Below are 25,840 nucleotides of genomic sequence, written 5' to 3' on the forward strand. Positions count from 1 at the left end.
TCACTTAGGATGGTTATGCACAGCCATGGATTATCCCCCATCAGGAAATCGATGGCTGTGCATAAAAATTCGGACTACTTCGGGGATGCAACATGATTGATAAAAGCACAGGGTCTTTAATCAACGTCTTATCCGCCATTAAAGATGGCGCCACCGTTATGATTGGTGGTTTTGGTACAGCAGGTCAGCCCGCTGAACTTATTGATGGTTTGATTGAACTTGGGGTCAAGGACTTAGTTATTATCAACAATAATGCGGGTAATGGCGATTATGGCCTAGCGAAGCTTTTAAAAGCAGGGGCTGTCCGTAAAATCATCTGTTCTTTCCCACGTCAGTCAGATTCATGGGTATTTGACGAGCTCTATCGAGCTGGAAAAATCGAACTTGAATTAGTGCCACAAGGTAACTTGGCATGCCGTATTCAAGCTGCAGGTATGGGACTTGGCCCAATCTACACACCAACAGGGTTTGGGACTTTGCTAGCTGAAGGCAAACCAACCATGCACTATGAAGGCAAAGATTATGTGCTTGAAAATCCAATTCGAGCTGACTTTGCTTTGATTAAAGCTGAACAAGGTGACCGTTGGGGCAATTTAATTTACCGCAAAGCTGCACGTAATTTTGGCCCAATTATGGCTATGGCTGCAGATTGTACTATTGCTCAAGTCTCTCAAATTGTTGAACTGGGTGCGCTTGATCCTGAACATATTATTACCCCTGGGATTTTTGTCCAACACGTGGTTCAAGTGAACCCAACTCAGGCTTAAGTAGGAGTAACTGTATGAGCTATAGCAAACTAAGCCGTGATCAAATCGCTGAACGTGTTGCACAAGACATTCCTGATGGTGCCTATGTCAACCTTGGGATTGGTTTACCAACAAAAATTTCTAAATATCTTCCAAGCGATAAAGACGTATTTTTACATTCTGAAAATGGTTTATTGGCCTTTGGCCCACCTCCTGAAAAAGGTCAGGAAGATCCTGAACTCATTAATGCAGGCAAAGAATATGTCACCATGCTAACAGGTGGTGCTTTTTTCCATCATGGTGATTCATTTGCCATGATGCGCGGTGGGCATCTTGATATCTGCGTACTTGGTGCATTTCAAATTGCAGCCAATGGTGATTTGGCAAACTGGCACACAGGTGCACCAGATGCTATTCCAGCAGTAGGTGGTGCAATGGATCTCGCTGTCGGTGCAAAGAAAGTCTTTGTTACGACTGATCATGTCACTAAATCTGGGGAACCTAAAATTGTTGCAGAACTTAGCTACCCAGTGACGGGTCAAAAATGTGTAGACCGTATTTATACAGACCTATGTGTTATTGATGTCACTGCCGAAGGCTTAAAAGTTCTTGAAATGGTAGAAGGTCTCAGCTTTGAAGAATTACAAAGCATGACTGGTGCAACGTTGCTCCCAATGGAAAACAAAGTATAAATCTCCCCTTTAGCCCCCTATATAGGGGGCTAAAAGCATCCTTCTGAGTACATTGAAAGAACAGATTTTTGCCAGTTTTTACTAGAAAAAGCTGGAAATCTCTAAAAGATCATGACGAATAAATAAGGAAATATAGATGAAACATGCTTATATCGTCGATGCAATTCGTACCCCATTTGGTCGTTATGCTGGTGGATTAGCTGCTGTACGTGCAGATGACTTAGGTGCTCTTCCCATTAAAGCACTGATGGAAAGAAATCCATCGGTAAAATGGTCACTGGTTGATGATGTAATTTATGGTTGTGCCAATCAAGCAGGTGAAGATAACCGTAACGTAGGACGTATGTCTGCACTATTAGCAGGCTTACCTGTAGAAGTTCCAGCGACAACAGTCAACCGTCTTTGTGGTTCATCATTAGATGCCATTGCAATGGCAGCTCGTGCAATTAAAGCTGGTGAAGCAGATCTCATTATTGCAGGTGGTGTTGAGTCGATGTCTCGCGCACCTTATGTTATGGGGAAATCTGATAGTGCTTTTGGTCGTAGTCAAAAAATAGAAGATACCACTATGGGGTGGCGCTTTGTTAACCCTGCACTAAAAAACTTACATGGTGTCGACACCATGCCACAAACAGCAGAAAATGTTGCCGAACAATTTAACATTTCTCGTGCTGACCAAGATTTATTTGCATATAACAGCCAACAACGCACCGCTGCAGCACAACAAGCTGGGTTCTTCCAACAAGAAATTGTTGCTGTAACAATTCCACAGCGCAAAGGTGAAGCTATTGTCATCAGCGCGGATGAACATCCTCGTGCATCAACCACACTTGAAGGTTTAAACAAATTAAAAGCTGTAGTAAAACCTGAAGGCTCTGTTACTGCTGGCAATGCATCAGGAATTAATGATGGTGCAGCGGCCTTACTCATTGCCTCAGAAGATGCTTTAAAACAACACCAACTCAAACCACGAGCTAAAATCATTGCAGCAACAACTGTTGGCATTGAACCGCGAATTATGGGTTTTGCGCCTGCACCAGCAATTAAAAAACTTTTAGCTCAAGCCAATATGACAATTGATCAAATGGATGTGATTGAGCTCAATGAAGCCTTTGCAGCACAAGCACTTGCTGTTACTCGTGATCTCGGCTTACCAGATGACAGTCCTAAGGTTAATCCTAATGGTGGCGCAATCGCACTCGGCCACCCACTCGGCGCTTCTGGTGCCCGTTTGGTCACAACTGCACTCAACCAACTTGAAGCTACCCAAGGACGCTTTGCGCTATGCTCAATGTGTATTGGTGTAGGTCAAGGAATTGCATTAATTATTGAACGTGTTGAGTCAGTTTAAGCTCAGGAGTTGTATATGCCATCGTTTCAGCAACAAGATGTTCAAATTAACTACCAAACTTTTGGTGACCCAAAACAACCTGCAATTGTGTTTTCTAATTCTTTGGGAACCAATTACAGCATGTGGCAAGCACAGATTGAACATTTTCAAAAACACTATTATGTGATTTGCTATGACACCCGTGGTCATGGCCAATCTTCTGCCCCAGAGGGCCCGTACCGTCTTGAACAATTAGGTCAAGATGTCATTGCACTACTCGATCACTTGGGTGTTCAACGTGCAAACTTCTGTGGTATCTCTATGGGCGGCCTAACGGGTCAATGGCTAGCTGTTCATTACCCTCAACGTTTCCACCACGTGATTATCTGTAATACTGCTGCCAAAATTGGTTTAGAAATGGCTTGGTTAGATCGTGCCAAATTGGTTCGCGAACAAGGCCTCTCTCAAATTGCAGCAACAGCAGCATCACGTTGGTTTACAGAAAGCTTTATCCAAGGCCAAGCCACAACTGTCGAACTTTTAAGTCAACATCTGGCAGCTGGCAGCGCAGAGGGCTATGCAAGTTGTTGCGAGGCTTTGGCTAAGGCTGATTTACGTGAAGATATTAAAAGCATTACTGTGCCAGTATTAATTATTGCAGGTCAATTTGATCCAGTAACAACAGTAGATGATGGTAAACACATGCTTGATGCTATCCCAGGCAGCCAACTGTTTGAAATTGCAGCATCTCATATTTCGAATATTGAATGCCCTACAGCATTTAACAGTGCAGTTGAAAATTTTATTACAGCTTAAGAATATCCCCACAAATAAGGAGTACTTTGGTGCTCCTTTTTTATAGCTGAAAAAAACAGTCATTTGCTGTGAGGTTAATAAAAATACTGCATTAACAACAATAAGAGCAAAGGCAAAGTAATTGCAGATAAGGCTGTTTGTAAACTAATCACCCCAGCCATAAGTGAATAATCACCCTGCAAAATTTTTGTTAATACATAAGCAGAAGATGCTGTGGGAATTGCAAAGAAAATCATCAAAGCCATGGTTTCTGCCTGCCCTAGCCCCATCACATATGTAATTGTAAAGACAACTGCTGGCAATAACAGTAAACGTAACACACTCATATTCAGAGCACGGCCCAAATGCTGTCTAATCTCTTGCAATTGAATCGCAGCACCCACACACAATAAACCCAGCATCAAACTACTACTAGAAAATATATTCAGTACGCTTTCAAAGCCGCTCCAAATCGGAATGTCTAAATAATTAACCGCCATGCCTAATAAACATGAACTGATCAATGGATTTTTAATAAGTGAAATAAGAATATTTTTAAACTTTAAATATTGTCGCGGCGTTAAAGATAAAATTGAAACCACATTAACAACAGGAATTGCAATCGCTAATATATTAATCAGTAAACTTTTAACTTCAGGATGATTCAGTGTTGTAGCAATGGATAGGCCAATATAAGTGTTAAAGCGTACCAAGCTCTGAACATAAACACCAACCCTTGCTGTTGGGGTATGTCGTAATCGTGCGATCAGATATATGGTACTGACAATCAAAAACATTAAGGCAAAAATAATTCCCAATACCACTGACATTTGTGAAATCTGAGTATTGGCTTTTGCTAAAGAAAGAAATAATAACGAAGGAAATAAAATATAATAATTAAGTTTTTCAGCACCATTCCAAAAGTTCAGCTCTAGCACCTTGGTTTTATTTAAATAAAAACCTAAAGCAATCAGTATAATTGATGGGAAAAATATTCCCATAAGCTGAAACATAGAATTGGCCTGTAGCAACCTGACCTCATTCTAGCTCTCATGAAGTTGAACACACTAGAGAATAACGAATTGCGGCCATACATCCTGGAAAAGCATCAATGATCTAAAAATATTGTTGCTGTAATCGAAACTTTAATAGGCAATAAATAGCATGTTTATTGAAAATAATACAACCCAATCTTAGATGATCAGTCACAATCACATAAAATATTCCCAAATAATATAACCAATCCCAAAACCAATAAAGGCATACAGTGTAATAATAAAAAATACAAAACTGGCTTTATTTTTTTTGTTTAACATACTCAGACTTATCCTCTAGACTTTAGATATAGGGTTATTTTGGATCATTATGAATAAAATCATAGACACAGATTTGTTTTAAAAAAATATAACAGATTAGATCTTATCAACCTAACTGTTATAAAAATAGTTCACCAAGTTTATATATGCCCATATTGGTTTATTTGAATAACACTACCCTATTTTTTATTTTTTAATACATGAAAAATAATGAATCGATTACACTCATTTCACCATGATTTGCAAAACTTTAAATGCTCCTGCCATGACTAATGTAAAAATTATAAAATATATCCATCTTATACTTGCTGCCCTTTGGTGTTATCAAGGGCTCATTCCAAAACTTATTTTTACCAGTCCTGATGAGATTGCTGTATGGCAATGGATTGGGTTTTCCACAAATCATGCTGTCTCGTTAGGTCAGTTCAGTGGTGTAATAGAAATGATTTTTGGACTACTTTTTCTGTGTGTATCTCATAAATTTTTGCATTATCTAAGCATGGTTGGATTATTCTTTTTATTAATACTTATTGGTTTTGTCATCCCCGATACTCTCATTCGTGCCTTTAACCCGGTCGTTATGAATATCGCTATGATCAGTTTATCTTGGATCGCTTTGCAATTATGGCCCAAAGTGCCTTAAAGCTAAAATAGGTTGTATCTTTATTATGAGCATGCCAACAATTGCTGCAAAATACTGGACTGGCAGAATAGCACTCGGCTATGGTATTGGGTACTTTTCAGGTATATCGGGTGATAATCAACCTCATCGTCATCATGCTCATCAACTGAGTTTTCCTCAACAAAGTACAGATGTCGTGCGTATTTCTGCTGCTGGACAGACGCAAGAATACCATGGTGTTTATATTGCAGCTAATACTGAACATCAACTTTTAGCTGGACAGTATTGCTCAATTTATATTGATCAAACACATTTTCTGGCCGATTTAATTAATAATTATTTAGCTCCAACCACAAACATTACTGAGCTCACTGCAGAGCTCATTCATTTACTTAGACATTATTTTATAAAACAACACACCATATTACATGCCTTTGAACAGCTTATTATTTTTTTTAACCAACATATGGCTACTCCTGTTCTATCAAGTCGTCAGCAGCACCTAAGACATTATCTTAAAAACAATATACATGCTGACCTAAGTGTACAAGATATGGCGCAAACGCTTAGTCTTTCCACAAGCCGTTTTAGTCACTGGTTCAGTGATGCTTACGGTATTTCCTATCGGAGTTATCGTAAATGGTTACGCTTAATTCAAACCTTACAATCTGTTGATCAGAACTTGAAATTGACTGATATTGCACATCAAGGGCATTTTTCTGATCAGGCACATTTCAGCCGCACCTGCAAACAAATGTTTGGAATTCAACCCTCTCTGCTTAGATTCATTTCTGAAATTGAGCCGCTAGATTTATTACTCCCTCATCCATCATTCATTTAACAATCTAGCGTTTTCGTTCAAGTTTTTAAATCGTGGCATGCACATACTCAATGGCTATATGACGATTGGAGTAATCATGTCTATTCTCTTTAAAACTGCATTACGTTATTTGCTTTATCCACTCTCTATGCTGTTTACACTCTATATAACCCTGCTGATCCTAAATAAATCTATGCCCTATTGGCCTACTGCCATATTATTAATTTTAGCCAGTGGTGCTGTTATTGCTTTAGCTGAACGTTATTTACCATATCAAGTCGATTGGCTTGAATCACACCAAGATACGCTTACGGATATTATTCATGCCATTTTCAATTTAATTTTAATTGTTTCTGTAGCCTATTTCATTGAGTATCTTAATATATTTCGTTTTTTCCCGCGCCTTTGGCCTGATCAATTGGCTTGGTATTGGCAACTGCTCATTGTTGGCTTAGTGATCGATTTTGGTTTATGGCTGATGCATTATATAAGCCACAAATATAAGTTTTTGTGGAAACTCCACGCCATTCACCACCAATCAAGTCGGCTATACTGGCTTAATGCTGAGAAAAGACATCCATTGAGTGCCCTCATTTTGGCGGGCCCAAGCCTGATTGTTTTAACACTCTGTGGTGCTCCAAGCCAATTGATTGCAGGTTGGATGATGCTCATGGCTGTACATCTATTTTTCCAGCACGCTAATGTAGATTATCGTGCTAGCATATTTAAATATATTTTTGCTGTCGCTGAGGTACACCGACTACATCATAAACATGGCTTTGGTCGTAAAAATTTTGGTGAGGTATTTATTTTTTGGGATATTTTATTTAAAACTTTCTATTATGAAACAAATAAAGTTGCAGCCAACAAAGTAGGTGTCCGTAATCCAATTCCCAATCAATATATAGGGCAACTCAAATGGCCTTTTAATCCATAAATCGGCCCTCATATAATCTTCGCAATATTTAAGGAAGTAAGCTTATTACTTCCTTTTTTTTAAATACGTAGTTCCTGACTCCACGTTGAATTTGGTTGTTGGTGGAGATGCCAACACATCCGACTTACTTCTTGCATGAACACAGCGTCGGTAGCACTCCACTTTGTCAAAGCGCAATATACAACATGAATTCCTTTGGGTTGAAATTCTCTTGCCAGTGATTGTGCCATCGCTTGTATACTCGACTGTATACTTTGTTGGATAAAATCATCTTCTGGTCGAACACATTGTCCCCCAGCTAGAAAAACCAATGTCCCTCGTGATTTAAATAACATTTGTCGTATTGTTGCTTGAGCAACAGTAATTGTTGTTAGCGCATACTTTTGCCAATCATACTGTAACTGCTGTATAGGTGAAATTGTAGATTGATCCATCTGCCATGTAGTCTGAAAAATACAGAGATCAATACGGTATCCCAGCTTGCTAAGGTGAGTGAAAAATGTATTCACCAAATGTGTATTATTTAAATTTAAGTGCAACTGCTGCACACCCACTCGATTTGAAATAGTGGGCAGAGTATTCATCGTATCATCTGCGATGATCTGAAAAATTGTGTGTTGTTGCTCGTATGGTTTTTCTTGCAAATATTGACTCAACATTTCAAGATCATTACCAACCAACACTAGACATGCTTGAGTATTTTTCAACCCTGCACGCTCCATTAAACGAGAGATTAACTTTCGCATTAAAACTGCTCCCGATAAGGCCGTAAATCTAATTCATGTGTCCAAAATGCCACTGTTTGTTGATGTAACATCCAATAATTTTCAGCAATGGCCTCAACATTTAGACCACCAGTACCACGTGTTAAACGTAGTAAGCGACCAAGCCCCCAAAGAGCCTTATTTACACGATCTCCATCTACCATTCCGTCAATGACAACATGTGCGATATGGATCTGTGCTGCGCGATATTGCTCTGCTAAATGAAGTACATAATGTCTTAAAGCAAACTTTCCCATACTAAATGCAGTGAAATAGGGTTTAGCACGCATTGAAGCACTCGCTCCAGTAAAAATTAAAGTGCCACTTTGTTGCTGTTTAAATATATCCAGACTGCTTTGTGCTACAACAAAAGCAGATAAAAATGTAGAGCGCCACATTCGATTAAAAAACTCAAGGCGAGTATTTAAAAATAACGAAGGAATATTGCCACCAACATTGTGAATCACTGTGGCCAAATACTCTTGTTGCTGACGAATACGAGTAAATAAAGCCTCAACCTCATCCCTGTTTTCTGCATCAATAATGTGGGCAACTGCATGCCCACCTTGTTGATTAATATGTTGTACAACGCGTTGAACTTTATTTTCAGTGCGTCCCACAACATAAAGCTTATAAGGTGCTTGCGCAAATCGGCGGCAAACAGCAGCACCAATGCCTTGTTCAGCCCCCACACCAAATACAATCACAGACTGAATTTGACCGCTTTGCTGTAACTTCGATTTATTCATAACAATTGAATCCATTGTTGAATATGAGGATAAGCCTGAATTTTTTTAGCCCATTTTTCATTAGTACGCATAACTTCAAATAATTGTGAGCCAACAGCAATATCCGCAACTGTTTGATTCTCACCAACCAACCATCCTGTTGGTGTCAAACACAGCTCAATGCGTGCTAAGTGTCGTTCAAACTCAGCTTCAATATCTTCTTTTGCCATACGTCCAACACCCTGCATTTTAATTTGCATATTCAACGTTGCTTTTAACATGGGCTTCATTAATATTTGCTCATAAGCAGGACGTCCTTTTGCCGCAATTTCAACCACTTGATCAAACCCTTTAGGATCGCTCACTCGAAAATAAATTTCATAAAAATAGAGTAATTCATCTGCCCAATCCTCCCAGAGTTCAACCTGAGCTTTGGCAAATACATCTGTAGGGTATAAAAGAGGTAAATCTGGATAAGCTTGATCCAAATAACGTGCAATTCGTGTACTGTCTTGAATTCGTTGGCCATCAATATCTAATACAGGGACTTTTCCTACTTTACTCAACAAAGGCACCTTACCTGCCAACAAACCATTATAATTTATTGTTTCAAAATCAATCCCTTTAAACCGCAACATCCGACTAACCTTTTGACAAAAAGGTGATATTTCCCACTGATGTAGTACGACTGAACTCATAAATCTACTCTCTTGATTATTTTCTTGAACAGTTTGATATGACAGTAAAGGTTCTTTACTCGATTTAATTTACTTGGCTTTTATTACTGATAAAGTGATCGCGTTAAACCAATTAGTTCTAAAAAGGAACTTTATAAGAAAATAGAGAGATAATGTATTATTGTCAATTCTATCTAAAGCTAAATCATGCATATTGGCCTGATATGACCACTGGCACCCTAAATAGATATAGGTGCAACAACTTTGCCCTTGTGTATAATTTTTAACTTATCCACATTTCACATGGGCATAATTTAAAATGTCCTCAACCACACTGTCAGGTGTAATAACTCGTGAGATTGATCTTTGTTAAATCATAGACATCAATTACACTAAAACTCATTAATACTCACATGATCATCAGTTAAATGAAAAAAGTGTTTAGTGCAATTTGTATTGGCATAGCCATGCTTTCAAGCAACGACATTTGTGCAAAAGTTATTGAAAAACAAATAAGTTTTAATAAAGGATCAACTGGCAGTCAGTTAAATGACAAATTAACGGGTTATGACAGTATTCAATACACACTGTATGCCAAAGCAGATCAACTTTTATCATTTAATATAACAAGTACAAATAATTTAGCAAAAATCAACATCTATAGCCCTGGTGACCGTCCAGGAAGCGCTGAAGCCTTATACCGTGACAGCACCTCTGGTGATATTATTTTGCCCAAAACTGGCGCTTACACTATTCAGATTTATCAAATGAGAAATTCAGCACGACGTGGAGGCACGGTAAAATATAATCTTAACCTCAGTGTCGTTGACTATGATTAAGCTTTCTCATGCAAAGTCGTTTTATTTGTACTCATAACTTTTACTCAGCTCAGAACACTCGTACTCTGAGCTGAGTTTAAATCGCTTAGAATTTGTAAGTAGTTACAAAGTTAACACGTGAAATATCAAAGGATTTACCATCAAATTGTTTACGTTCACCATGATGATATTCTAGTCCAACATCAATATTTTGAAGTGGAGTATAGAAAATATTGGCAGAAATGTCTGATAACTGTTTATTCATCTTTGGATTGTTACGAGCGTAACTTGTTGAATCATCAAAGTCTATGAGGGAAGCAGCAAAATTGGTACGCCATTGATCAGACAACTTATGCGAATAACCCAAGACATAAGTGTTTACCTTATTTTGATCAAGATCATTTTGTTGTTTATTAACACTAAAGTCGCCACCTGAACTATAGCCATTTACCATACTGCCATTTTGCTGAGTATAAGAAACAAATTTCTGATCCCCCTCTACATGATATACATGCGCTTGGACTGAATTGATTGGTGAAAGTTTATATTTAACCCCAAGACCAACACCCCAGCCCCATTTATCAATATCTTTTTCTTGTCCATCAACTTTTAAAGTAGCACGCTTTTCATGTGCAAAACCTTGCGTAACCAATGTTAAATCATCTTTGTTATACACATATTTAGCAGTGACTGCTGGTAACTCAGATGCACGTGTATCAACATATTCAGCAGCAACTTTTACATTATGTGCTGGAGCTAAGTTAAAGTTATAACGAACCTGTGGTAAACGTGTCCATGAATACCCCATAAACAATGTGTAATCTACACTCTCTGTTAAAGTCTCTAAGTTACTCATGTTCGAAACGGTTTGACCAATCAACCAGTTATTAAAATCAATATAAGCATGACGTAAGCGTAATTTACCATTCCCCTCTAAACCATCCCAAAAATCCATTTCAATTTTGGCTTTAACATCGGTCCCTTTTATATTTTTTGCTAAGTCCATCCCCAAACGTGTCGCTGTAATGGTAAATGCTGAACGATTACCCGCGGGGGTAGAATCCACCGATGGAATTTGTCCACTGACAAACTGAGGAGAAGCAGTATCTTTAAAATCCACAGCCCCATCTACACGAACAATACCGTAAAATTTAATATCGGTATCACTATATACACTTGCCTTCTTGGCCTGTTTTTGTGTCGTTTCCTGTAATTGTTGCACTTGCTGAACATCTTCAACACGTTGCTGTTCAAGTTTGTTAAATTTAGCTTCTAATACTTCGAGTCGACTTTCAACCCCTCCAGCAACTACTTGATTTAAAGGTAGAAATGCCATAAAAAATGCAATGTGTTTCATTTTAAAGTTCATGATTGATCCTTTTTTAAACATGAGTTTCCCTATTCGGCTCAAGTAATTGAGTCGAAAATTGAGCTTTAAGCGTGAATGATGATAGAAATTGCTACCTTGCTTGAAGATTACTCGATACTAAAAACGACCCCTCGTTTTTTCAGTACATCAAGATCTTCAAACAAAGTAAGGCAATTACAAACATAAAATAAATCGTGATTTACAACGTGTAGTCATCTATTCCTAGATTAAATCCTTGCTCGAGTTGTCACTCCAAATAACACCCGTTATTTAGTAATCGAACCTTCCTAAAAAAGATTTATTCCCTACACATTGAAGTAAATACAGTTAAGAACACCTCCATTGTTCAAGCTGTAAAATCATGCACGGCAGTGATGATTCTCATCAATTCACTGCCTACTCCATTGTTGGAAAAGCCAACATTAAACAGCATTGATGTGTCGTGAATTTCGATTCATTACATCAATGTAAAGTTGTTACGACATTCAAATTATTGAATGTTCCCTAGGCAGACGTATTTCATCTCTAAATATTCATCCATGCCATATTTAGACCCTTCACGACCAATCCCTGATGCTTTCACCCCACCAAAAGGCGCAGCAGCATTAGAAATTAAGCCAGTATTCACACCGACCATGCCGTACTCTAAGCCACGAGAAACACGAATAAATTGATTGATATCTTGTGTAAATACATACGACGCCAAACCAAATTCCGTGTCATTCGACATTTCGATGACTTGTTCTTCTGTTTCAAACTTAAAAATTGGTGCAAATGGTCCAAAGGTTTCTTCCTTTGCACATAACATTTGTTGCGTCACATCTTTAACTAAAGTTGGTACACACCAATTACCTTCTGTATTTTCTGTTTTCCCAGTGACTAAAACTGCACCTTTACTTAGTGCATCCGCAATATGCTCTTCAACTTTTGCCACAGCCTTACGGTTAATCAGAGGTCCAATGTCAGTGTCTGCATCTAAGCCATTGCCCATCTTCATTTTTTCAACTTGGCTCTTTAACTTATCTACAAAGGCATCGTAAATTTCGCTTTGTACATAAATTCGGTTTGCACAAACACAAGTTTGTCCAGCATTACGAAATTTAGTATCCATAACCCCTTGAACTGCTTGGTCAAGATTGGCTGAATTAAATACCAATACGGGTGCATTTCCACCAAGCTCTAAAGACAGTTTTTTCACTGTTGGCGCACTTTGTGCCATTAATTTGGCACCAATTTCAGTCGAACCAGTAAAACTTAATTTTTTAACAATCGGGCTTTGCGTAAAAATTTGCCCAATTTTAGTTGAGGAGCCCGTAATGACATTAAATACGCCTTTAGGAAAGCCTGCCTGTTCAGCAAGTTTGGCTATAGCCAAGGCTGTTAATGGTGTTTCAGATGCAGGTTTAACCAAAATAGAACAACCTGCTGCCAATGCTGGTGCAACTTTACGGGTAATCATTGCTGCAGGAAAATTCCAAGGCGTAATCGCTGCACATACCCCAATTGCCTCTTTAAAGACAAAAATTTCGCTGTTGGCAGCAGATGGAATAATGTCACCATAAGCACGTTTGGCTTCTTCACTAAACCATTCAATATAACTTGCAGCATAAGCGATTTCACCCTTCGCTTCTTTCAAGGGCTTGCCTTGCTCTACAGTCATAATCGCAGCAAGCTCATCTTGATGCTGCATCAATAAATCAAACCAGCAACGTAATAATCGACTACGTTCATTTGGCGCAATCTCTTTCCACTTTTTCTGTGCAATATTTGCATCGACAATTGCTTGTTCAATGACTTGCTCAGAGAGTACAGGCACAGTAGTAATTACAGACTGATCTAAAGGATTGGTGACTGCCAGCGTTTCTTCAGCACTTAACCATTCACCATTCACTAAACATCTGTTTTCAAAAACTGAAAATTGCGTAATATCCATCATTCTTTCCTAGTTCATCATTTATTGCTTAAAACGAGCAATTTTTTTCACCAAAGTTGATTGCTCAACACCCAGTGCTTTTGCTGTTGCACGTGTCGAACCATATTGCTTTAAAGCTGCTGAAATCAGCTCACACTCAAAGGCTTGGACACGCTCTTTCAAACTCAAGGTCAGCGGTTCGACTTGACGCTGTATTGCCAAGTGCTTAGGTAAATCTTGCAGACCAATTTCATTCGCCTGACTGCTGACTAACATCCGTTCCAACACATTGAGTAATTCACGTATATTTCCCGGCCAATCATATTGGCTCAGTGCCTCAATCACTTCAGGACTAACACTTTTATTTAGTTGGTATTTCTCATTAAATCGATTTTGATATTGATGTACCAAAGGCAAAATTTCACCACGTCTTTGACGAAGTGGTGGAAGCTCCAAATCAATCACATTAATTCGATAGAATAGATCTTCACGGAACTCACCTCTTTCCACCATCTCTTCTAATTTACGGTGAGTGGCAGAAATAATACGAATATCAACCTCTTTAAACTCTGTTGAGCCCACAGGTAAAAAACGGTTTTCTTCGATAACTTTTAGAAGTTTTACTTGCATACTTAAAGGCAAATCTCCAATTTCATCTAGAAATAGTGTGCCCTTATGTGCAATTTCTAATAGTCCTTTTTTCCCTTTACTTGAAGCGCCAGTAAATGCTCCAGACACATAACCAAACAATTCAATTTCAAGTAAATTATCTGGAATCCCAGAGCAGTTTAATTCTAGAAAAGCATGCTCAGACCGAGGACTAATATGATGAATATAGCGCGCTAATTTGGATTTCCCTGTCCCAGTCTCACCACGTAACAAGACCTTGCTATTGAACTTAGCTACATTATTGGCAAGATCAAAAACACGTTGTGTTTCACGTGAAATAATTAAATCATGTGCAAAATGATTAATCTTGTACTGTGCCTGAGTACGAAATAAATTATCTAACTGCTCCTGCGCATGTTTAGCTCGAAGCAATTCAGTAATGTCACGTACACTCGTTACAATACAAATCAACTGATTATTGCGATCAAAAACAGGGCTGCCTGTCACCAAAATTTTCTGGGAACCATGAATTGTCTGAACTAAAGTGACGACTTCTTGTCGTTTAATCACCTCAAGTGAAGCGGAGTTAGATAAATACCCCATCTTCACTAAGTCACCCATATAGCGACCAATTAAAATTTCACGTTTTAATCCAGTGATACGCTCATACGCATCATTCACAGCCACTGTCACAGCATGGGCATCTGTAATATAAATACCATCTTGAATTGCATGAATTAAGGAACGAATTGGCTCCACATCAAAAATTGAACGACCATCTTGAGTGATCAGTTCAAAATAATCATTTTCGCCTTTCATTAATGCAATCACTTGATCCACGGTCATTTTTTACCCCTACGCAGCATAAGCTTCACGATAAATCGCTTCGATATCATCCACGCTAAGCTGCCGAGGGTTATTTTTTAATAAACGCTCCACTTTGATTGCTTCTGCTGCCAATGCAGGTAGATCTTCCTCCTGAATGGAAAAATCACGCAAACTTGCAGGTATATTCAATTGGCGACAAAATTTGTGTAAAAACTCCACCAATTTTTCTGCATTTTCTGTATGTAAATGACTTTGACCAAGCTTCAACACCTTGGCTATATTACTTAAACGCTCAGCACAACCAATCACATTCCACTTTAAGACGTAGGGCAACATGAGTGCATTACTCACACCATGCGCCATTTTATATTTTCCACCAAGTGGATATGCCAAAGCATGCACTGCACCTACACCCGCATTACCAAAAGCCAGCCCAGCCATAAGGCTTGCTGTGGCCATTTTTTCACGTGCAATTAGATTTGAAGGTAAGGCATAAGCTTGAGGTAAATATTCTACGATTAAGGCTATCGCTTGTAGGGCTAAAGCATCGGTAATATCACTATGATTAACTGAAATATATGCTTCAATGGCATGAACTAAGGCATCTACCCCACTTGCCGCAGTCACTGTAGCTGGACAACTAACCGACATCAGTGGAGAAACAATTGCCACATCTGGTAAAAGGAAATCACTAACAATACCTTGTTTCATTTGATTTTTTGTATCAGATAAAATCGCAATATTGGTGACTTCTGACCCCGTACCCGAAGTCGTTGGAATAACAATTAAAGCAATATCACGACCACCAATTTTATCCGTCCCAACAAAGTCACGGACATGACCTGATTGCCCTGCAAGTGCCGCAACACATTTAGCAATGTCGAGTGCGCTTCCTCCGCCAACTGCAATGACAGCATCATTTTGATGCTGATGATAAAACTCAATACAATCTTGGACTTGTTCTAATTCTGGCTCTGGTTTTACAGCATCATAAATTGAATATTCAACATTAAGTAAATTCAACACATGTAAAATTGTTCCAGATTTCACCACCCCTTGATCACTAATAATGAGTGGTTTTTTAATATTAAACTGCGTTATCGCTGGTAATAAATACTCAAGTGCCGTCTGACCAGTAATCAGTTTATTCGCACTTTTAAATGTAGAAAATCCCATAACTAATCCTTTATTTTACCTGAACGTATAAATCAACTTGGTTTACCTGTTGTCTATAATGAACTTCTGTTCATTGTCGTTGGTGAGTGTGTTTAGCCCCTCCCTTTCACGGTTAAGTAAAAGAGATCACATAAACGCATTGTCCCACTAAAATCCTTTTTAACTTCTCTAGGTCTAACGAAAAAAATCATCACATACCTATAGATACAAAATCCATGCCAACCTTTAAAAAACAACATAACAATATGAATTATATAAACTTAATAAAAACACCACATAAGGTGTAATACGGTATTATATGAATTTTTTCCTCATAATTAAAACCACCTATGAATTTATTCATCACCAAATAACTTTCAGGAAAAAATATTTATTTTCTAATCATTAAATGGAATCATTTCGTCTTTATTTTGAGCACTAATTGCGTAAAAAACAGCAAAATAAGTTGTTTAAAAAGTGAGAAATTTGGCCCCATTGTAGAAAAAGAAATCTTTAATAAATTAATTTAAAAATCAGGATAATTTTCATCACATTAAAGATGAATTTTATGTAAAAAAAAGTAAGTGAATCTATAAAATAATTTTGATAATTTAACGACTTAGCAACACTTTAGCGATATATATACCAACAAAATATATCTACCTATATTATAATATTACGATCTTTAATATCCCATGGTTCACCAATGTCTGAAAAGCTTCAAGTTCAACGTCAAGCTGCACCGATTCGGCAGCAAGTTACCACGCTATTAAAGCGAGATATCTTAGATGGTTTCTTTATGCCAGGTGACCGTCTTGTCGAAAGTGCTTTATGTGAACGTTATGGGGTTTCTCGTACAGTCATTCGTGAAGTATTACGCTTATTAGAAAGTGAACACTTGATTAGTGTTGTTCCTCTACAAGGTCCGATTGTGACTAAGCTCACTGAAACAGACATCATCAATTTATATTTAGTTCGTGCCAAAGTTGAAAGCTTTATGATTGAGTTATTCATCAAAAATGCCAATGCTGAGGATAAAAAAGAATTACATGATTTATATCAAAATTTAGATGAGAAATTCCTAAATGGCTCGGTAGATCAACGCTGGGAATATAAAGATAAATTTTACGATATCCTCCTTAAAGGGGCGAAAAATAATGTACTTGAAGAAATGATTCTAAAAATTCAAGCACGTGTTGGCTTGTTTAAACACTTCGCATTTGTTTATGAAGACCGTGTCAAACGTGGTTATGAAGATTTAAAACTTATTTTTGATGCAACATTGGCAGAAGATATAGAACAAGCCTGCGCACATAATGATCAGCACCTATTAGATGCTGGACAAGCGGCAGTAGTCAATTATAAACGTCGTTTAAATCCAAATACGCTCTAAACTAAACAATACTATGCAATAAAAAACGCTCTTTATTGAGCGTTTTTTATGATTGGGAAGTACTGTTTTAAAAACAACTTAACTCGCAATATATAAGCCACCATTTACGTGTAGCGTTTCACCAGTGATAAAGCTTGCAAAATCAGAAGCTAAATAAAGTACTGCATCTGCAACTTCATCGGCACTTCCCAAACGATGCAATGGCGTTTGCTGCAACAATCCATCGCCTTTTTCTTGCATTAACTGGCGAATCATTGGAGTATCAATTAGCCCTGGCGATACATTATTCACACGAATATGAGGTGCCAACTCAAGCGCCAAGGTACGTGTTAAATTTAATACTGCACCTTTCGATGCCGCATAATGTGCGTGATTTAAACTCCCTTTATGTCCAGCCATAGATGCAACATTGACAATTGCAGCGCCAGTACGTAAATGAGGAATAGCAGCACGAATAGTATAAAATACACCATCCAAATTCACTGCTGTCACTTTAGACCATTCTTGATCTGAGATGTCTTTTAATGGGCGCTCTAAATACAAACCAGCACATGGAATTAAAATATCAATACCACCAAAACGCTCCACTGCAGCATTTACAACTGCAACTGCCTGAGCAGAATCAGATACATCTTGTGCTAAAGCCAACACTCGCTCACCGCTAGGATCAAGTTGTGCCGAAAATTTTTGCAATGCTTCAAGATTTAAATCAGACAAAACGAGCTGTGCGCCTGCTGCATATAACTTTTGAATACAACTCACAGCGATACCACCTGAAGCACCGGTAATTAACACTGTTTTTCCTTGAAAATTAAACATTTTTATATCCTATAAACGAATAAGTGCAAGTTCAGGCTCATCTAAAATAAAAGCAGCCAATTGACCAATCTGTGCCATCAGCATGGCCTGACCTGGTACAGTTTTCATGCCTTTACTTTCAGCTTGTAATAACAATTGTGTCTTGGGTGGATTCATAACCACCTCTGCAACACAAGCACCTTGCCCGAGCTGATCAATGCTAAAAGGTAAAACATGTTCTAATGCCCCCAACATACCTGCGGAAGTTGCATTGATACATAAATCAACATCTACGGCATTTTCATCTACAGCAGTAATATCGGCATCTGGTGCATACGCACGTAGTGCTTTAACCAATTCTTCAGCTTTATCTTGAGTACGGTTATGAACGCGTAAGGTTTTCACACCACGTTCCAACAAGGCAAAAGCAATACCTCTTGCCACACCACCAGCACCTGCCATATATACTTTTAAATTTGCATCTACCTGAACATCGTTATGAATTAAACCTTGAACAAAGCCTTTACCATCAAACATTTCACCATGAATCTGACGTTGTTGATCAAAGCGAACCGCATTTACTGCACCAATAATTTGTGCTTGAGATCCTTTCACTTGAGTGAGCTCAGCCATGGTCATTTTATGTGGAACAGTGACTACAGCCCCAGCAATAGTTGGAATTAGCTTTAGACTCTGCACACATTGGCTGAGATCTTCTGCAGCAACCTGAAATGGCACACAAACAGCATCATAATTCGCCTTACGCAACAACATATTCATAATGCGTGGGGTTTCAACATGTGCGATTGGATCAGCCAATATTGGAATGATTTTAGTTTTACCTGTAATAGGTTGTTTAACATCACTCATTTCCACTCTCCTCAAGGTTATATTGTCACGCTTTAAATTAACGCTAAATTTCAAACACTTCTGCTGTATTAATTTCATCTCATCAAGATGTATGGCATTTCATATGTCATTGCTTTGCATTAATAAATTCATAATGATTTAAAGCAAATCGATCTATCAACAATAAAAAAGAGCCTGTTGATATTTCAGTGACGAATGGGTACGTTTGAAATATCAACAGCCTCGGAGGATTGAATCTATCTAAATACCCGAATAGATTCCCCCAACAGAAAGCCCTTCGTTCATCCTTAAACGCAGACTTTCCTTACAGCGCACTTAAACTTTATCTAAATCAATCCCTTTGTTATCTTTCCAAGTCAGTACTACAGCGATTGCCACAATACACACAATCACAGCATAAACATTAAACAGTGACTCTAATTGATTTGCATACAACCAAGTATTTACATATGACGCTGTACCACCAAACACGGCGATTGAAAGCGACATAAAAATACCAAACAATTTAGTACGATAGCGTGTAGGAATTTGCTCAGACATCGCCGCTGGCTTACTTGCCGTCAGGAATCCAACAAAAACCAAACCAACCGCTTGTGCTACAAATAAGGTCCAAGGTTCACTTGATAGCAATCCCCAAAGTGGGAATAAAAACACCATCGAACCACCGAAAGAAATTAATGTACTGGTTTTACGACCAATAATGTCCGACAACCAACCTTGAATAGGTAAACAAATCAAATAAACCACTTGTGCTAAACAGCTCATGACAAAAGCATCATGTGGATCCATTTTAAGATGATTAATTGCATAGATTGCGCAGACAGTTACCCAAATATAATAGGTCAGTGTAGAACCTGCCTCGTAGAAAAATAGTTTAATTCCAGTTTTAAGAAATTTAGATAATGGCCATGCTGGTGTGTCATCTTGTTGCATTTTTTCAACATGCTCACTCTCCATCATATTGCGACGCAAATAAAGCGCAAAGAATGCCAGTACACCGCCCAATAAGAATGGAATACGCCAGCCCCAATCATACATATCCTCTTTAGGAATCACTGAAGTCAAAAGCGCAAGGAACAACGTTGCGGTTAAAGAACCTAAACCTACGGCAAAAAATACAGTACTGGACCAAAGACCACGACGCTTGGGTGGTGCGATTTCAGAAACATAAGCATATGATGTCGTCGTTTCACCACCATGAGCAAAACCTTGCACCAAACGTGCCAAGACCAAAATTAAAGATGCCCAATAGCCAATTTTTTCAAAACTTGGAATCAAGGCGATGACAATACTGGCCCCAGCCATAAGCAGCATGGTGATCATCAATACATTACGTCGACCAATTTTGTCGGCTAATGGTCCAAAAATAAAACCACCAAAAGGGCGTGAAATAAAACCTACAGCAAAAACTGCCAAGGTACTTAATAAAGCAGAAGTAGGATCGGCTTTGTCAAATAATGCAGAGGCAATATATACCGATGCGACAGCATAGATCGTCCAGTCATACCATTCTAAAAGGTTACCTACACCACTGGCCATCAGTGACTTTTTACGTGCCGCATCCATTACAGGCACATCAGCCGTAGATTTACTTACATTCTCTATAGGTTGATTCATATATATCCTTATGCGATTTCTCTTAATTTGTGATCAAATCCATACTCTGGCTTAAACTAGAGCATCCCTGCTCAAGCATTACATTCCGTTCTGTCAGCCATCTAAATTTTAGATTTCAGATTTCCAAAACTATTGATGTAATGCGCGTTGATAAGCCGCCAGTACTGCCTCATGCATTGCTTCCGACATGGTCGGATGCGGTAAAATGGTTTGCATCAATTCCTGTTCAGTGGTTTCAAGTGTCTGAGCGATGGCATAACCATTAATCATTTCAGTCACTTCTTCACCTACCATGTGTGCACCCAGCAATTCACCACTTTGTTCATCAAATACAACTTTGACAAAACCTTCACTACTCTCCATGGCCAATGCTTTACCATTAGCAACGAATGGGAATTTCCCTACGCGGATTTTTTTACCTAAAGCCTGTGCTTGTTTTTCGCTATACCCAACACTTGCAACTTGTGGATGGCTATAGGTACAAGCTGGGACTTTATTGCGGTCTAATGGATGTACATCTAAGCCCATGATTTTTTCGACACACAACACCCCTTCATGGCTAGCCTTATGTGCCAACCATGGTGGGCCTGCAACATCACCAATGGCATAGATGTTCTTTTCACTGGTACGACAATATTCATCAGTCACAATATGACCGCGATTCAGTTCAATTTTGGTCTGCTCTAAACCGAGATTTTCAGTGTTGGCACTAATTCCTACCGCTAACAGCACCACATCAGCGATTAATTGAACGGGTTGCTTAGCTTCAATATTTAAAACAACCTCGCCATTTTTAAGCTGATGGCTTGCCACTTTTGCGTCGGTATAAATTTGAATACCATCTTTTTGCAGTGACTTACTTACCGTGGTAGAAATCTCAGCATCTTCTTGCACCAAGATACGCTCTGCCATTTCCACTACAGTCACTTCTGCTCCCATAGCACGATAGAAACAGGCAAACTCAATACCAATGGCACCTGCTCCGATCACCACCATGCGTTTAGGAATTGCCTTAGGTAACAACGCTTCTCTATAGCTCCAGAAATGTTGCCCATCAACAGGCATATTTTCAATCGCTCGCGCACGTGCGCCAGTAGCTAAAATAATATGCTTTGCTGTTAACGTCTCAGTGCTTTTCGCCTGCACACTCAGTTGACCTTGACCTAATAATTTTGCCTCACCTTGAAAAACAGTAACCTTGTTTTTCTTCAACAACCCAGCAACTCCACGTTGAAGTTTTGCTGAAACATCTCGTGAACGTTGAACTACTTTATCGAGTTTTATTTTTGGTTGCGCAACATCAATACCAAAAACATCGGCATTTTTAACTAAACGCAAAACATCAGCGCTACGCAATAAAGCTTTGGTTGGTAAGCATCCCCAGTTTAGACAAATCCCACCCAATTCAGCACGCTCTACTACTGCAGTTTTCATGCCCAGTTGACTAGCACGAATGGCTGCAACATATCCACCTGGACCACCACCGACAACCACCAAGTCAAATTGTTGTTTACTCATGATCACTACCTCGGATTAGATCAACAATTTCAATGGATCTTCGATATGCTGCTGGAATGCAGCCAACCAAGTCGCAGCAACAGCACCATCAATCACACGATGATCGGCAGACAAACTACAGCGTAATACGGAACCTACTTGAACTTCGTCATTCACTACGATTGGCTGTTTCTTAATGGCACCTACAGCCAAAATACCTGCCTGTGGTGGATTAATGATGGCGTTAAAATCTGACACACCAAACATACCAAGGTTACTAATACTAAATGTACCGCCTTGATACTGCTCTGGTCGTAGTTTTCCTTCACGTGCAAGTTCTGCTAATTCTGCAACTTCACGATGAATCGTAGACAATGATTTATTTTCTACTTGACGAATAACAGGGGTGAATAAACCTTTCTCCGTTGCCACAGCAACACTAATATCAACATGATGATACTGATGAATTGCGGTTTCAGCCCAACATGCATTCATCTCAGGCACTTGAGCAGAAGCTAAAGCAACAGCTTTAATAATCATGTCATTCACTGAGATTTTTTCTTTGGCAACCGCATTGATTTGCTGACGAATATTTAATAAAGCATCGACATGACACTGCACATTTAAGTAAAAATGCGGCACTGTCGATTTACTCTCAGTTAAGCGTCGTGCAATCGTCTTACGCATATTACTTAACGCAACTTCTTCATATTCAACAGCCGTAGCCACTGGAGTTGCTGTCGCTGTAGTACTTGCCTCAGAAGCCGCAACCTGAGCAATAGCTTGTTCTAATGCCAGTTCAATATCACGTTTGACAATACGGCCACGAGGACCACTGCCATTTAATTCGGCCAAGTCCAATTGGTTTTGTTGTGCGAGACGTTTTGCTAAAGGTGACGCGAAAATACGTTCAACTGTCTGACTATGTACTGTTTCGTCTGTTACAGCTTTCTGAGTTGCAACTTGAGCAACAACTGCTGAATCAACAGTCTGCTCAACAGCTGGAGACGGCGTGAGATCGATCTGACCATCACCATTGAGCTGGGCAATTGCTGCACCAACTTCAACTTCTTCACCTTCTTGTGCAATTAACTTACTAATTAAGCCTTCTTCTTCTGCGATCATTTCAACCACAGCTTTATCGGTTTCAACTTCTGCAATACATTGACCGATAACGATTTGATCACCTTCGGCAACCAACCATTTATTAATTGTGGCATGCGTTGTATTTGCCAATACTTCTGGCATATGGAGTAACTTAGACATGGTGCGACCTTTGACTAAAATTTTTAATATCGGATGAGTGAATGGAAGCGATTAAATCGCTTCACCTTTATCACGCATAACACGTTGTAGACCTTCAACTACTTCTTCAGTACGTGCAGCCGCAGCACGTTCAAGTACCTTAGAAATACTTGGTGCACCTTCTGTACCATGTACACGTTGAATTGGTTGATCTAACCAGTCGAAACAACGACGCTGTAATTCATCTGATAACCAACCACCATAAGAAGTTCCCTGATTACCTTGTTCCACAATCAACACATTATTGGTTTTGCGAATACTGGCTTCGATCGTGTTCCAATCCAAACTTGCACGATCAAGGAAACGTAGATCAATCACCTCAGCATCGACACCTGTTTGTTCAACAGCTTCTAAACTATGATTCACCATAGAAAGGTAAGTTAAAATTGTTACTGCCTTACCTTCACGACGAATCGCTGCTTGACCAAATGGTATTTGGTAATCCAAATTACTTTCAGGGATTAGACCGCTTTTACTATATAAATCTACATGTTCAATCACTAGAACAGGATCATTACAAGCCAAAGCAAAGTTCATCAAACCGATATAATCAAAAGGTGTTGATGCCGCAACAATGCGCCAACCTGGGTTTGTCACAAAAATTCCTGCTGGGTCCATTGAGTGTTGTGAACCATACCCTGTACCCATCGCAATTTTCGTTCTTAAAACTAAAGGCACATCACTCTGACCACCAAACATATGACGTGCTTTACCAATTTGGTTAAAGACCTGATCGGCTGCTACCCACATAAAATCTGGATACATAAATTCCACGACAGGTTTAAAACGCCCATCAACAGCAATCCCACCACCAAGGCCCATAAAAGCATTTTCGCTGATTGGTGTACCCAAAGTACGCTCAGGGAAACGCTCTTTTAGTCCCTTTGTCGCCCCATTGGTTCCCCCTTTGAGACGATGAATATCTTCACCCATTACCATGATTGAATCATCGGTTTCCATACGACGATTCATTACATTTGCAACAGCATCAATAAATTTTGCTTTGACCAAAGCTTGAGTAAAGGTCGCTTCCTCTTGTGTTTCAGCACCAGCTATCTCAGAGAGATCACCACGAATACCAACATCAACAAAGTCTTTAGCAGGCCAAAGCTCTGGACGAATACGGCGCTTGCCCTTTTCGGCAGCTTCAGTCAACTCAGCAACAGCTTGTGCCATAACATCTTGACACTGGCGACGTAATGCAGTGACTTGATCGGCATCAATTAAACCACGTTCAATCATTTGATTTTCAAGCATTACAATCGGATCACGCACCTTCCATGCTTGTTCTTCATCTTTACTACGATAACCAAAGGCACTACCAGGATAAGGACCATTTTGATGGAAGAAACGATAAACATCGGCTTCAACGATGGTTGGTCCTTTACCTTCACGCATATGCTGCAATGCTTGCTGCATGGTCAAATGCACAGCCAATGGGTCCATGCCATCAACTTTCCAACTTGGAATATTAAATGCCGCACCACGTGAAGATAAACGTGTTTCAGCAGTTGCTTCTTCAACTGAAGTTGATACTGCATAACGGTTATTTTCAATAAAGAAGCAAATTGGCAACTTCCAAGCTGCAGCCAAATTCATGGTTTCAAGCACAGAACCAATGTTGACCGCACCATCACCAAAATAAGTAATTGCAATCGCATCTGTTTGAGCATGTCGATGTGCCCAAGCAGCACCAGCAGCCATTGGCGCACCGCCACCAACAATCGCATTGGTTCCTAAAGCACCGGCTTCAATCCACTGTAAGTGCATTGAACCGCCACGACCTTTACAAAAACCTTGAGCAAGACCCAAAATTTCTGCCAAAGTACGTTGCAATACATCTTGTACATCTGAACCAAAGGCTTCCACTGCTTTCATCCCGTTAGGACGTAAATAAGTTAAAGCTTTTGCTAAGAACTGGTGATGACCACGATGTGAACCATTCACCTGATCCGCCGCAGTTAAAGAAATAATTGAGCCGACTGCCCCACCTTCTTGACCAATACTTGAGTGTGCTGGGCCATGAACTAAACCTTCACCCGCAAGCTCCAACACAGATTCTTCAAATGCACGAATAATATGCAATTGTGTCAACATACTTTCGAGCAATGCTGGATCTGCTTGGTTCCAATCTTCTTGCGTACTTTGCAATTCAATCCAAGGGCTTTCTGGATGAAGATTAATTTGATTTGACATTCGGTCTATCCTTTGTAATGTAGCTTGATGTTGAGTGCATGCACGG

At 39.2% G+C, this 25,840-nt stretch carries 24 protein-coding genes; 9 read left to right on the plus strand and 15 right to left on the minus strand.

Features of this window, described 5'->3' with window-relative positions; translation table 11 throughout:
• Window positions 1-92: 92 nt before the first annotated feature.
• The 4 genes from RFH42_RS09830 to pcaD all read left to right on the plus strand — a co-directional run bounded on the left by RFH42_RS09830 (window position 93) and on the right by pcaD (window position 3,584).
• Window positions 93-767, plus strand: a complete 675-nt coding sequence (locus RFH42_RS09830) for a 3-oxoacid CoA-transferase subunit A (protein ID WP_308975414.1) — start codon at window positions 93-95, stop codon at window positions 765-767.
• A 14-nt stretch (window positions 768-781) separates the two neighbouring features.
• Window positions 782-1,438 carry a 3-oxoacid CoA-transferase subunit B gene (locus tag RFH42_RS09835; protein WP_308975415.1) on the plus strand — a complete coding sequence of 219 codons (657 nt, stop codon included), beginning with the start codon at window positions 782-784 and terminating at the stop codon, window positions 1,436-1,438.
• Window positions 1,439-1,574: 136 nt separating this feature from the next.
• Complete coding sequence (gene pcaF, locus RFH42_RS09840) at window positions 1,575-2,789, plus strand: 3-oxoadipyl-CoA thiolase (protein WP_308975416.1); 1,215 nt, start codon at window positions 1,575-1,577, stop codon at window positions 2,787-2,789.
• A 15-nt stretch (window positions 2,790-2,804) separates the two neighbouring features.
• The gene (pcaD, locus tag RFH42_RS09845; RefSeq protein WP_308975417.1) at window positions 2,805-3,584 is read left to right on the plus strand and encodes a 3-oxoadipate enol-lactonase; all 780 of its coding nucleotides are present in this window, start codon (window positions 2,805-2,807) and stop codon (window positions 3,582-3,584) included.
• A 74-nt stretch (window positions 3,585-3,658) separates the two neighbouring features.
• Here pcaD and RFH42_RS09850 read toward each other — a convergent pair whose 3' ends face one another.
• Together RFH42_RS09850 and RFH42_RS09855 are read right to left on the minus strand one after the other, a co-directional pair.
• On the minus strand, window positions 3,659-4,576 hold the full coding sequence (locus RFH42_RS09850) for an AEC family transporter (protein ID WP_308975418.1): 918 nt from the start codon (window positions 4,574-4,576) through the stop codon (window positions 3,659-3,661).
• A 198-nt stretch (window positions 4,577-4,774) separates the two neighbouring features.
• Complete coding sequence (locus RFH42_RS09855) at window positions 4,775-4,885, minus strand: hypothetical protein (RefSeq protein ID WP_308975450.1); 111 nt, start codon at window positions 4,883-4,885, stop codon at window positions 4,775-4,777.
• 259 nt (window positions 4,886-5,144) lie between these two features.
• Between RFH42_RS09855 and RFH42_RS09860 the strand changes: the two genes are divergently transcribed.
• The 3 genes from RFH42_RS09860 to RFH42_RS09870 all read left to right on the plus strand — a co-directional run bounded on the left by RFH42_RS09860 (window position 5,145) and on the right by RFH42_RS09870 (window position 7,258).
• Entirely contained in the window at window positions 5,145-5,522 is a 378-nt protein-coding gene (locus tag RFH42_RS09860; protein WP_308975419.1) for a DoxX-like family protein, read from the plus strand.
• Window positions 5,523-5,547: 25 nt separating this feature from the next.
• On the plus strand, window positions 5,548-6,342 hold the full coding sequence (locus tag RFH42_RS09865) for a helix-turn-helix transcriptional regulator (protein ID WP_308975420.1): 795 nt from the start codon (window positions 5,548-5,550) through the stop codon (window positions 6,340-6,342).
• A gap of 76 nt (window positions 6,343-6,418) precedes the next feature.
• Window positions 6,419-7,258, plus strand: coding sequence for a sterol desaturase family protein (locus tag RFH42_RS09870; RefSeq protein WP_308975421.1), 840 nt, complete (start codon window positions 6,419-6,421; stop codon window positions 7,256-7,258).
• A gap of 59 nt (window positions 7,259-7,317) precedes the next feature.
• On the opposite strand, the gene RFH42_RS09875 is transcribed toward RFH42_RS09870, so the two are convergent.
• Genes RFH42_RS09875 through RFH42_RS09885 form a run of 3 tightly spaced genes read right to left on the minus strand, consistent with a single transcriptional unit; the run spans window position 7,318 to window position 9,448 of the window.
• On the minus strand, window positions 7,318-8,004 hold the full coding sequence (locus RFH42_RS09875) for an oxidoreductase (protein ID WP_308975422.1): 687 nt from the start codon (window positions 8,002-8,004) through the stop codon (window positions 7,318-7,320).
• Window positions 8,004-8,771, minus strand: coding sequence for an SDR family NAD(P)-dependent oxidoreductase (locus tag RFH42_RS09880; RefSeq protein ID WP_308975423.1), 768 nt, complete (start codon window positions 8,769-8,771; stop codon window positions 8,004-8,006). Before RFH42_RS09880 ends, RFH42_RS09875 begins: the two co-directional genes overlap by 1 nt.
• A complete protein-coding gene (locus tag RFH42_RS09885) occupies window positions 8,768-9,448 on the minus strand; it encodes a glutathione S-transferase family protein (RefSeq protein WP_308975424.1) in 681 nt (226 codons plus the stop codon). The genes RFH42_RS09880 and RFH42_RS09885 overlap by 4 nt, the downstream gene beginning before the upstream one ends.
• A 407-nt stretch (window positions 9,449-9,855) precedes the next feature.
• Here RFH42_RS09885 and RFH42_RS09890 point away from each other — a divergent pair, with 407 nt between their 5' ends.
• On the plus strand, window positions 9,856-10,266 hold the full coding sequence (locus RFH42_RS09890) for a DNA breaking-rejoining protein (RefSeq protein WP_308975425.1): 411 nt from the start codon (window positions 9,856-9,858) through the stop codon (window positions 10,264-10,266).
• An 85-nt stretch (window positions 10,267-10,351) separates the two neighbouring features.
• Here the strand turns inward: RFH42_RS09890 and RFH42_RS09895 are convergent, their stop codons facing one another.
• The 4 genes from RFH42_RS09895 to RFH42_RS09910 all read right to left on the minus strand — a co-directional run bounded on the left by RFH42_RS09895 (window position 10,352) and on the right by RFH42_RS09910 (window position 16,139).
• Window positions 10,352-11,614, minus strand: a complete 1,263-nt coding sequence (locus tag RFH42_RS09895) for a DcaP family trimeric outer membrane transporter (protein ID WP_308975426.1) — start codon at window positions 11,612-11,614, stop codon at window positions 10,352-10,354.
• A 490-nt stretch (window positions 11,615-12,104) separates the two neighbouring features.
• Window positions 12,105-13,547: an NAD-dependent succinate-semialdehyde dehydrogenase gene (locus tag RFH42_RS09900; protein WP_308975427.1), complete on the minus strand. Its 1,443-nt coding sequence runs from the start codon at window positions 13,545-13,547 to the stop codon at window positions 12,105-12,107.
• 21 nt (window positions 13,548-13,568) lie between these two features.
• The gene (locus tag RFH42_RS09905) at window positions 13,569-14,981 is read right to left on the minus strand and encodes a sigma-54 interaction domain-containing protein (RefSeq protein WP_308975428.1); all 1,413 of its coding nucleotides are present in this window, start codon (window positions 14,979-14,981) and stop codon (window positions 13,569-13,571) included.
• A gap of 9 nt (window positions 14,982-14,990) precedes the next feature.
• Entirely contained in the window at window positions 14,991-16,139 is a 1,149-nt protein-coding gene (locus tag RFH42_RS09910) for an iron-containing alcohol dehydrogenase (protein WP_308975429.1), read from the minus strand.
• 685 nt (window positions 16,140-16,824) lie between these two features.
• On the opposite strand from RFH42_RS09910, the gene RFH42_RS09915 reads away from it, so the two are divergent.
• Complete coding sequence (locus tag RFH42_RS09915) at window positions 16,825-17,511, plus strand: GntR family transcriptional regulator (RefSeq protein ID WP_308975430.1); 687 nt, start codon at window positions 16,825-16,827, stop codon at window positions 17,509-17,511.
• Between the two features lie 78 nt (window positions 17,512-17,589).
• On the opposite strand, the gene RFH42_RS09920 is transcribed toward RFH42_RS09915, so the two are convergent.
• The 6 genes from RFH42_RS09920 to RFH42_RS09945 all read right to left on the minus strand — a co-directional run bounded on the left by RFH42_RS09920 (window position 17,590) and on the right by RFH42_RS09945 (window position 25,794).
• Window positions 17,590-18,330: an SDR family NAD(P)-dependent oxidoreductase gene (locus RFH42_RS09920; protein WP_308975431.1), complete on the minus strand. Its 741-nt coding sequence runs from the start codon at window positions 18,328-18,330 to the stop codon at window positions 17,590-17,592.
• Window positions 18,331-18,339: 9 nt separating this feature from the next.
• Complete coding sequence (locus RFH42_RS09925) at window positions 18,340-19,179, minus strand: shikimate dehydrogenase family protein (protein ID WP_308975432.1); 840 nt, start codon at window positions 19,177-19,179, stop codon at window positions 18,340-18,342.
• Between the two features lie 315 nt (window positions 19,180-19,494).
• Window positions 19,495-20,796, minus strand: a complete 1,302-nt coding sequence (locus RFH42_RS09930) for an MFS transporter (RefSeq protein WP_308975433.1) — start codon at window positions 20,794-20,796, stop codon at window positions 19,495-19,497.
• A gap of 129 nt (window positions 20,797-20,925) precedes the next feature.
• A complete protein-coding gene (lpdA, locus tag RFH42_RS09935; protein ID WP_308975434.1) occupies window positions 20,926-22,314 on the minus strand; it encodes a dihydrolipoyl dehydrogenase in 1,389 nt (462 codons plus the stop codon).
• Between the two features lie 15 nt (window positions 22,315-22,329).
• Entirely contained in the window at window positions 22,330-23,559 is a 1,230-nt protein-coding gene (locus RFH42_RS09940; protein ID WP_308975435.1) for a pyruvate dehydrogenase complex dihydrolipoamide acetyltransferase, read from the minus strand.
• A 51-nt stretch (window positions 23,560-23,610) separates the two neighbouring features.
• Window positions 23,611-25,794: an alpha-ketoacid dehydrogenase subunit alpha/beta gene (locus RFH42_RS09945; protein WP_308975436.1), complete on the minus strand. Its 2,184-nt coding sequence runs from the start codon at window positions 25,792-25,794 to the stop codon at window positions 23,611-23,613.
• Between the last annotated feature and the right edge of the window lie 46 nt (window positions 25,795-25,840).

The organism is Acinetobacter rudis, from assembly GCF_031157835.1.
Classification (GTDB): Bacteria; Pseudomonadota; Gammaproteobacteria; order Pseudomonadales; family Moraxellaceae; genus Acinetobacter; species Acinetobacter rudis_A.